Here is a 9628-nt window from a genome sequence, read left to right as displayed (position 1 = left end):
CTCAGCCACGACGCGCCTGCAGCCAGGTACGAACCAGTCCCCCCGCCCCGTAAGGGGCGCGGGGAACTGCGCGGCCGGCCACGATGTGCCCGCAGTCAGGCACGAGCCCGTAAGGGGCGCGGGGAACTGCGCGGCCAGCCACAACCGGGCCGCAGTCAGGCACGTACCCCTTTACCCTTCAGGGGCGCGGGGAACTGCGCAGCCAAGCCCCGCCTGACCCGTGCGCAGCACTACCGCACCCCCCGCGAGGGGAACCCGTACCTCCGCGCAACCCCCACCGTCACAAGAACCGGCACCAGCAACACCCCCGCGCTCCAAGGGAACGCCCCCGCGCCGAAGCGGCTGAGGAGGGCGCCCCCCACCACCCCGCCCCCCGCCATCGCCGCGTTCCACAGAGTGACCAGCAGAGCCTGCGCCGCATCCGCGGACTCCCCGCCCGCGTCCGCCACCGCCGTCTGCAGCAGCGTGGGCGCGCCGCCCCACCCGAGCCCCCACAGCGCCGCCGCCGCGTAGACGAGTACGGGGCTGCCGGCCGGCACCGCGAGCAGCGCCGCAGCCGCCGCGACCAGCAGAGCGCTGGCCAGCGTCAGAGCCCGCAGCCACCGGTCGATCCGCGCCCCCACGAACCAGATGCCCACCAGGGACGCCGCCCCGAACACCAGCAGCACGACATCCGTCGACCCACCCATGCCCAGCCGGTCGAGAAACGTCGCGATGTACGTGTACAGAATCGTGTGGGCCAGCACGAAGACCAGCGTGACGAACAGCACCGGTGAGACCCCGGGAACCCGCAACGCCCCCAGCATCGGCACCCGCCCCTCCCCGCGCCGCCCCGGCAGCTCCGGCACGGCCACGCCGATCCACCCGAGCAGGACGACGGCGAGCACGGTCATGATGGAGAACGTCACCCGCCAGCCGAGTGTCTCCCCGAGGAAGGTCCCCGCCGGCACCCCCAGCGACAGCGCGACGGGAATCCCGGTCATCACCACGGCGACCGCCCGCCCCTGCAGACGTGCGGGAACCAGCCCGCGCGCGTACCCCGCGAGCAGCGCCCAGGCCAGCCCCGCGGCCACCCCGGCGACGAACCGCGCCACCATGGTGAGGGGATAGTTGGCGGACAGGGCGGTCACCGTGTTGGCGACGGCGAAGCCCGCCGTCGCCGTCAGCAGCAGACGCTTGCGCCGCCACCCGGCGGTGGCCGCGGACAGCGGGATCGCGGTGAGCGCGGTCCCGGCCGCGTAGACGGTCACCGACTGCCCCATCGCGGACTCGCCGACACCCAGGTCGGCGCTCATCGCGGGCAGTACCCCCGCGGGCAATGTCTCGGTGAGACTGGTGACGAACACAGCGGTGGCCAGGGCCAGAAGAGCGCCCAGCGGCAGCCCGCCAGGCGCGGCTTCCGTCGGGGAAACGGTCGGTTCGGGGTCGTTACGGGTTTCGGTGGTCCGAGAAGTCATGCGGCGTATGCTCGAACCCTCACATCGGTGTGAAGGTCAAGTGGCGAACTGCGAGGTCGGCCGGATGCGGATCGGAGAGCTGTCGAAGCGCACGGGCACACCCCCTCGGCTGCTGCGCTACTACGAGGAGCAGGGGCTGATCACCCCCGACCGCTGCACGAACGGCTACCGCTCCTACGACGAACGCCTCGTGGGCCGCGTCCAGCAGATCCGGGGCCTGCTCGACGCCGGACTGCCGACCCGCATCATCAAGCAGATCCTGCCCTGCCTGGACAAGCCCAGCACCATCCATTTCCCGGATCCGACCCCGGAGATGCTCGCCACCCTCGCGTGCGAACTCGACCGTATGACCCGCCGCATCGACTGCCTGGCCCGCAACCGCGACGCCATCGCCGCGTACCTCGCGACGGTACGGGGCGACACCCCGCCGGCCACCGAACAGGCCTGATACGAAAAGAACGTGAGGCCTGGGCCGGACCGCGTCAGACCGCCCGTTCCCGCGCCCGCACCGCCGCCTCCCGCACCGAGCCGCGGTGCACGGGACCGTGCCCCGGCAGCAGGATGTCGGCCGGCAGTGCCTCGAACGCGTCGAGGGAGGCCAGCGCCCCGCCCAGGTCGTGATGGAACATCACGGGCAGCACCTGCGGTCCCGCCACGCGTGAGGTGGGGTGGCCGTTGACCAGTGCGTCGCCCGATATCACCACCCCCGCCTCCGGCAGATGGAAGGCGCAGTGGCCGGCCGTGTGCCCGGGGGTGTGCACGGGCACGGGACGGCCGGGCAGGTCGAGTGCCCCCTCGGCCGGGAACGCCCGCGGCCGGGTGACCGGCACGTGCGCGGTGCCGCCGGACCGCAGCGCGTGCACGGCCCACGGCACCACACCGGGCCGCCAGGCGTTCTTCAGGACCTGCCCGACGGTCACCTGGTGGAGGAAGTCCCGGCGCGCGTGCGGGACTTCGGCCTCGTGGGTGTAGACGGGCGTGCCGTAGGTGCTGCTGAGGTACTCGGCCGACCCGAGGTGGTCGTTGTGGGCGTGCGTCACGAGAACGGCCGTGACGGCCTCGGGTGAACTGCCCACGGCCGCCAAGGACGCGAGCACCTTCTCGCGGTCGCCGGGGTAGCCGGTGTCCACGAGGGTGACGGCGTCGCCCTCGGTGAGGATCACCCAGTTGGTGTTGCTGCCGTGCACGAGATGGATGCCGTCGGCGACCTGACGGATGTCTGCCTGCATGATCGTCCCGAACCTAGAGGTCCTTGTCTGACGGGGCCAGCCAAGCAGACTCGCGGTCGCCGCGGCGCAGCGGGGCGGACGAAGCGCGCATCGACCTCAGCGCCAGCAGCAGTACGGCGATGTCGTCGAAGTAGGCCGGGTCGGGCATCAGGTCCGTCGGCAGCACGACATAGGCGATCGCACCCCAGAAGACCCAGCGGGGGCCTGTCGGCAGCCCGGCACGGCGCAGGTTCCGCCGCGTGCGGACCAGGCGGACGGTCAGGACGACCGCCCCCGCGAGCGCCGCCGCCAGTACGACCGCGGCGACGATGACCAGAATCCACAAGTTGGTGTCCATGAGCCCTTCCCAGGCGCGTCCGGTGCTGTTGTCCGGATGCCCAGGTTCACTCTGTCATCACAGCCGGGCCGGGCCGACACGCGGCGCGGTGCGTCCCGGGGCCGCCCGCCGCACCCCTACTCTTTGCTGTCGATCGACGACCTTGAGTGACACTCGACTGATGAATGTGGGATGCGCGCGTGAAGATCGCCTGCGTCGGCGGTGGGCCCGCCGGCTTGTACCTCTCGATCCTGCTGAAGCGCCAGGACCCGGGCCACGAGATCACCGTCCATGAACGGAACCCGGCCGGCTCGACCTACGGCTGGGGGGTGACGTACTGGGGGAGCCTGCTCGACAAGCTGGAGGCGGGTGACCCCGAGTCGGCGCGGGCCGTGCGGGAGAACTCGGTGCGCTGGAGCGACGGCGTCGCACACGTCGGCGACCGTACGACCACCCACCACGGCGACGAGGGCTTCGGCATCGGACGCGGCCGGCTGCTGGACATCCTCGCCGAGCGGGCGCGCTCCCTGGGCGTACGCGTCGAGTTCGAGAGCGATGTCGCCGACGGGGCCGCACTGCCCGACGCCGACCTGGTCGTCGCCTGCGACGGCGTGCGCAGCGGGGTGCGCGAGCGCCACGCCGACCACTTCGGCACCGAGACCGCGCTCGGCCGCAACCGGTACATCTGGCTGGGCACCACGAAGGTCTTCGACGCGTTCACCTTCGCCTTCGTGGACACACCGCACGGCTGGATCTGGTGCTACGCCTACGGGTTCGGCGACGACCGCAGCACCTGTGTCGTCGAGTGCTCGCCCGAGACCTGGACGGGCCTGGGTCTCGACCGGGCCGACGAGGCCCAGGGGCTCGCCCGCCTCGAAGAGCTCTTCGTCAAGCTGCTGGACGGCCACCGGCTCATCGGACGGGCGACCGCGGGCGGCAGCGCCCAGTGGCTGAACTTCCGCACCCTCACCAACCGCACCTGGTCCCACGGCAACGTCGTCCTGCTCGGCGACGCCGCCCACACCACCCACTACTCCATCGGCGCGGGCACCACTCTCGCCCTGGAGGACGCCATCGCCCTGGCCGGCGCACTGGGCGAGCGGCCCGCGAGCGAGCCCGGGGCAGGGGCCGGGCGGGCCGGACTCGCCCCGGCCCTCGCCGCGTACGAGAAGGTGCGCAAGGCCGAGCTGCTGTCCGTGCAGAGCGCGGCCCGCCACAGCGCCCAGTGGTACGAGAACCTGCCGCGGTACATCGACCTGCCCCCGGCGCAGATGTTCGCGCTCCTCGGCCAGCGGCACTCGCCCCTGCTGCCGTACGTGCCGCCGCAGCTGTACTACCGGCTCGACCGGGCGGCCGGGCGGCTCGAATCCCTGCGCAGGCTCAAGCGCTGGCTGGGCCCGAAGCTGGCACGCACCCTGCACGGCAGCGCCACCAGGGGCTGACACCCCGTCAACACCGCACTCCGATGGCGGGAATGGCGGTGTTGCCCACGGGCCGGATGATGCGCGAGCGTGCTGAGTCATGGACCGAGACCGGGGCGACGCCGCCCTCTCCCTCTCCCGCCGCCGGCTCCTCGCGGCCGCGGGCGCCGCCGGTGCCGTCACCGCCATCGGCCTCGCACCCGCCGCCGCGCAGCCGCGTACCGGGCTCTCCCTGTCCTTCACCGGGGCCACCAACGGTGCGGCGACCCTCGCGCCCGGCGGGGACCGGCTGATCGCCGAGATCCAGAACGTCCTGTGGTCGCTGCCGCGCACCGGAGGCAGAGCCGTCCCGCTCACCCCGGCGGGCCTCGAACCGAACCGGCCCGTGTACGCGCCGGACGGCGGCCTCGTCGCCTTCTGCGCCTACCGGGGCGGCGGCTTCCACCTCTGGACGATGCGGCCCGACGGGTCCGACGTACGCAGACGCACCGACGGGCCCTTCGACGACCGCGGCCCCGCCTGGTCGCCCGACGCCACCCGGATCGCCTTCGCCTCCGAGCGCGGCGGCGACCCGGTGGCCGGCAGCCCGTACCGCATCCACGTGCTGGACCTGCGCACCGGCGACATCCGCCGGGTGACGGGACTGCCCGGCCAGGCAGGCCCCGTGCAGGACGGGGCCTGGGAGGACTTCGACCCCACCTGGTCGCCGGACGGGGAACGCATCCTGTTCGTGCGCGCGAAGGGCGTCACCACCGTGAACGGCTTGGGACTCGACGCCCGGACCGTCGCCGCCGTCCCCGCCTCCGGCACCGGACCGGTCGTCGTGGAGCACACCGACACCACGACCGCCCAGCTGATGACCCCCGCCCTGGCACCGGACGGCCGCCGGCTCGCGTATCTGCGGACCACCGCGGCCCCGAACGGCTCCTGCACGCTCGTCGTCGACGGCCGGCCCGTCACCCTCGCCGGTGACCTCGCACCCGTACCACCCCGCTGGACGCCCGACGGCGAGCTGCTGCTCACCATCGACGGCGAGTTCACCCTCGTACGGCCGGAGAAGCCGACGGAGGCGGACACCGTCCCCTTCGAGGGGGTGCTGCCCGTGGACCGGCCGCGCTACGACGTCAAGGAGTACGACCTGGGGGAGGGGCGGGCCCGGCCGGTGCGGGGGATCCATCTGCCCGCGCTCTCGCCCGACGGGCGGCACATCGCCTTCGCCGCGCTCAACTCGCTCTGGCTGGCGAACAGTTCGGGCGGCGCGGCGCCGAAGCGGCTGCGCCGGGCGGCGGCCACGGAGTATCTGCTCGGGCCCTCGTGGTCGCGCGACGGACGTACGCTGCTGTACGCGGACGACCGGGACGGCCTGCTCGGTGTGTACCGGCTGGATCCGGCCACCGGCGAGGAGAGCGCCCTCGCGACCGGCGGACGGGTGCATCCCGCGCTCTCGCCCGACGGGACACGCCTCGCCTGTCTGGATCTGACCGGACGGCTCGTCGTCCGCGACCTCGCGGGCGGCACGGAGAAAGTGCTCGCGACCCCGCTCGGCGCGGGAGGGCTGCCCGGGCGGCCCAGCTGGTCGCCCGACGGCCGGTACGTGGCGTTCTGCGACCGCAACCGCCTCAACCTCCGCTTCCGGGAGGGCTACAACCTGGTCCGGGTCGTCGACACAACGACCGGGCAGGACCGGCTGCACGCGGTGGCACCGCATGCGTCGATCGCCGACCGGTACGACTCGGGCCCCGTCTGGTCGCCCGACGGCCGCTGGATGGCGGTCGTCGTCGAATCCGCGCTCTGCCTGCTGCCCGTCACACCCGACGGCACCCCGCGCGGCGCCCTGCGCACGCTCACCACCGAACCGGCCGACCACCCCTCCTGGTCCGGCGACTCGCGGACCCTGCTGTACCTCTCCGGAGCCGCGCTGCGGCTGATCGGCGTCGGCGGCGGACCGGCCCGTACCGTCCGCGTGCCCCTGGATCAGCGCCGACCCGTACCCGCCGACACCGTGGTGCACGCGGGACGGCTCTGGGACGGCACGGGCGACTCCGTACGGGAGGACGTCGACATCGTCGTACGCGGCGGACGTGTCACCGCCGTCGAACCGCACCGCAGGCGCGCGGCGACGACCGGCGTCGACGCCTCGGACAAGACCGTCGTCCCCGGTCTGTGGGACACGCACACCCACCCCTGGCAGGCCACCTACGGCGGCCGTCAGACGGTCGGCCAGCTCACCTACGGCATCACCACCGCCGTGTCCCTCGGCGGCTTCGCGTACGAACAGGCACGCATCCGCGAAGCCGTGACGGCCCATCAGCTCGCCGGACCGCGACTGCTGACCACCGGCGAACTCCTCGACGGCTCCCGGGTCGCCTACAGCATGGGACGCGCCCACCGTACGAGGGACGGGCTGCGGCGCTCGCTGGAGCGGGGTGCCGCGCTGGACTGGGACTTCGTCAAGACCTATGTGCGGGCGCCGAGCTGGGTGATGGAGGAGGCGGCGCGGTTCGGGCACGAGCGGCTCGGTGTGCGCTCGGGCAGCCATCTGCTCTCACCCGGCGTCCAGCTCGGTCAGGACCTGACGACCCATCTGCAGGCGACCCAGCGCTACGAGTTCGGCCATGCGACCACCTCGACGGGACGTGCCTACCAGGACCTGCTGGAGATCTACACCGCGCGGGGCGTCGACTTCGGCCTCATCGCCACCCCCTTCACCTCGGCGCCCCTGCTCGGCGCGGATCCGGCACTGGCGGACGATCCCCGGGTGACCGCCGTGATGCCGCCCTGGGACAGCGCCCTCGTCCAGCAGGGGGCGACCGTGCCGCCGACCGCGGCCCAACTCGCCACCCTGCGCACGGAGACCGACATCTACCGGCGGGTCCTGGCGGCGGGCGGACTCGTCGCCCTCGGCACCGACCAGCCGCTCGTCCCGGTCGGACTCTCCCTCCATCTCGGCCTGCGTGCCCTGCACCGGGGCGGTCTGTCCCCGGCGGAGGCCCTGCGGACGGTGACCGTGCTGCCCGCGCGGCTCTTCGGCCTCGAAGGCGACCTCGGCACGGTCCGGCCGGGCAGGCTCGCCGACCTGACCGTGGTGGACGGCGACCCCTTCACCGACTTCGACACCCTCGTCCGTACGGTCGCCGTGCTCCGGGGCGGGGTCCCGTACTCGACCGACGAGCTCGTGGCCGCGTACGAGCCGGTGTCCGCGCCCGCCGGCCGCCGTGCGGCGCCGGAGGTGGACTGGCTGGAGGCGGGGCGGCTGATGCGGCTTGAGGGGTGCTGCGACGCGGGTTTCTGAGGTCGGCCCGCGGGCTCAGGACCATGACCCGGTGCGCATGCCCGTCAGCGGCCCGACGGTCCGGCCCTGTGTCGAACGGCGGGCCAAGATATTCGAACGAGTTGTGATGTCCACTCCCGGAGTGTGAATGGGTGTATACCCCCGCTATCGCGTGCGCCCTCGCGGCAACGCCTCCCGCCGAGACGTCCGGGTGATCAGACAACACGGAGCTCCGGCAAGGCGGTTGGAACGGGATCGTCCGCAAAACGCACCAAGCGTCACGCGCCTTGACAGCATCGATCGTGCGCCGGCGCAACTAATGTGACGAAAGAGCGCCACAGTGACCCCATGCCGGGATACGCTGCCCCGCGCACCCCACGTTCGAGTCCGCGCACGTGGGGGGCCGGTCATCCCGGCCTGCTCGTGTGCGGGTTCAGCAGAGCCCCAACGCGAGAGACATACCGTCCGGTCTGACGCTCCACCCCTCACCGCAACCCGGTGAACCAGTCCACCCCCGGAAGGCTCCACGCGGCCGGGCACCGATCAACCTTGGCGTCCCCCGTAGGTCCGTACGCGCGGTGCGGTCCTTCAGGCAGGGCGTCCCGAACCCCCGTCAGGGCAGCCTCGGCTCGAACTCGGCACCGAAAAGAACGCACCACGGACTCCGCCAGGAACCGTGCGCCGCGGACGGCTCCACCAGGACCTGCCGGTCCGGCCGGGATCGGACGCCCTCAGGTGCACAGCCGGCCGCCGAGTTCCGCCGACTGCCTTTCATCCAGTGAGGAACCATGAGCATGCGCGCCCGCACCACCGTAGCTGCGGCCCTTTCGACGGTCCTGTCCCTGTCCCTCGCCGCATGTGGCGAGGGATCCGACAGCGGGAGCGACGGAAAGGCCGCGTCCGTGGGTATCGCCATGCCCACGAAGACGTCCCAGCGGTGGATCAACGACGGCCAGAACATGGTCGACGAGCTCAAGGGGTTCGGCTACACCACCACCCTCAAGTACGCCGACAACGACCCGAAGAACCAGGTCGCCCAGGTCGAGGCCATGATCGACAGCGGCGTCGACGCACTGGTCATAGCCTCGGTCGACGGCAAGGTGTTCACCGACGTCCTGGAGAAGGCGAACTCGGCCAACGTGCCGGTGATCTCCTACGACCGGCTGATCCTCGGCAGCCCGAACGTCGACTACTACGCGACCTTCGACAACGTGAAGGTCGGCACCCTGCAGGCCGACTACATCACGGAGGGCCTCGGGCTCGTCAACGGCAGCGGCAAGGGCCCGTTCACCGTCGAGCTCTTCGCGGGATCCCCCGACGACAACAACACCAAGTACTTCTACGAGGCCGCCATGGAGGTCCTGGAGCCGTACATCCAGAGCGGTGACCTGATCGTGAGATCCGGGGAGACCGAGCTCAAGGAGGTCACCACCCTGCGCTGGGACGGCCCCACGGCGGAGAAGCGCATGAGCAAGCTGCTCGACGCCGAGTACTCCGACCAGAGCATCGACGCGGTCCTCTCCCCGTACGACGGCATGTCGCTCGGCATCATCAAGGCGCTCAAGGCGCACGGCTACGGCACCGCCGCCAAGCCGCTGCCCCTCGTCACGGGCCAGGACGCCGAGGTGCCCTCGATCAAGTCGATGATGGCCGGCGAGCAGTCGCAGACCGTCTACAAGGACACCCGCGAGCTGGCGCTGGTCACCGCGTACATGGTCAACTCCGTGGTCCACGGCAAGAAGCCGGCGCTCAACGACACCAGGACGTACAACAACGGCAAGAAGGTCGTGCCGGCGTACCTCCTGGAGCCGGTGGGCGTGGACAAGGCCAACTACCAGCAGGTGCTGGTCGACTCGGGCTACATCAAGAAGAGCGACCTGAAGTAGGTCCACCGAGAGGTGCACGCACGGGTGCGGGGCAGGGAGGCCGATCTC

The 9628-nt window shown here is 71.9% G+C and carries 7 protein-coding genes; 4 read left to right on the top strand and 3 right to left on the bottom strand.

The window, feature by feature from the left end:
- Nucleotides 1-230: 230 nt before the first annotated feature.
- Nucleotides 231-1457, bottom strand: coding sequence for an MFS transporter (locus ACFWGJ_RS36865; protein ID WP_387333323.1), 1227 nt, complete (start codon nucleotides 1455-1457; stop codon nucleotides 231-233).
- 64 nt (nucleotides 1458-1521) lie between these two features.
- On the opposite strand from ACFWGJ_RS36865, the gene ACFWGJ_RS36860 reads away from it, so the two are divergent.
- Nucleotides 1522-1905 (top strand): MerR family transcriptional regulator, encoded by a 384-nt coding sequence (locus ACFWGJ_RS36860; protein ID WP_387333321.1) that lies wholly within the window; start codon nucleotides 1522-1524, stop codon nucleotides 1903-1905.
- Between the two features lie 34 nt (nucleotides 1906-1939).
- Here the strand turns inward: ACFWGJ_RS36860 and ACFWGJ_RS36855 are convergent, their stop codons facing one another.
- Nucleotides 1940-2686 (bottom strand): MBL fold metallo-hydrolase, encoded by a 747-nt coding sequence (locus tag ACFWGJ_RS36855; RefSeq protein ID WP_387333319.1) that lies wholly within the window; start codon nucleotides 2684-2686, stop codon nucleotides 1940-1942.
- Between the two features lie 13 nt (nucleotides 2687-2699).
- Nucleotides 2700-3023, bottom strand: coding sequence for a YkvA family protein (locus ACFWGJ_RS36850; RefSeq protein ID WP_107018976.1), 324 nt, complete (start codon nucleotides 3021-3023; stop codon nucleotides 2700-2702).
- A gap of 179 nt (nucleotides 3024-3202) precedes the next feature.
- On the opposite strand from ACFWGJ_RS36850, the gene ACFWGJ_RS36845 reads away from it, so the two are divergent.
- From ACFWGJ_RS36845 to chvE, 3 genes are all read left to right on the top strand, one after another.
- Complete coding sequence (locus tag ACFWGJ_RS36845) at nucleotides 3203-4444, top strand: FAD-dependent monooxygenase (RefSeq protein WP_387333317.1); 1242 nt, start codon at nucleotides 3203-3205, stop codon at nucleotides 4442-4444.
- 79 nt (nucleotides 4445-4523) lie between these two features.
- Nucleotides 4524-7715, top strand: coding sequence for an amidohydrolase family protein (locus tag ACFWGJ_RS36840; protein WP_387333315.1), 3192 nt, complete (start codon nucleotides 4524-4526; stop codon nucleotides 7713-7715).
- Between the two features lie 767 nt (nucleotides 7716-8482).
- Nucleotides 8483-9580 (top strand): multiple monosaccharide ABC transporter substrate-binding protein, encoded by a 1098-nt coding sequence (gene chvE / locus ACFWGJ_RS36835; RefSeq protein WP_387333313.1) that lies wholly within the window; start codon nucleotides 8483-8485, stop codon nucleotides 9578-9580.
- The last annotated feature ends 48 nt before the right edge of the window (nucleotides 9581-9628 follow it).

The organism is Streptomyces sp. NPDC060205 (assembly GCF_042728395.1).
Taxonomy (GTDB): Bacteria; Actinomycetota; Actinomycetes; order Streptomycetales; family Streptomycetaceae; genus Streptomyces.
This window is presented reverse-complemented; position numbering and strand designations above follow the sequence as displayed.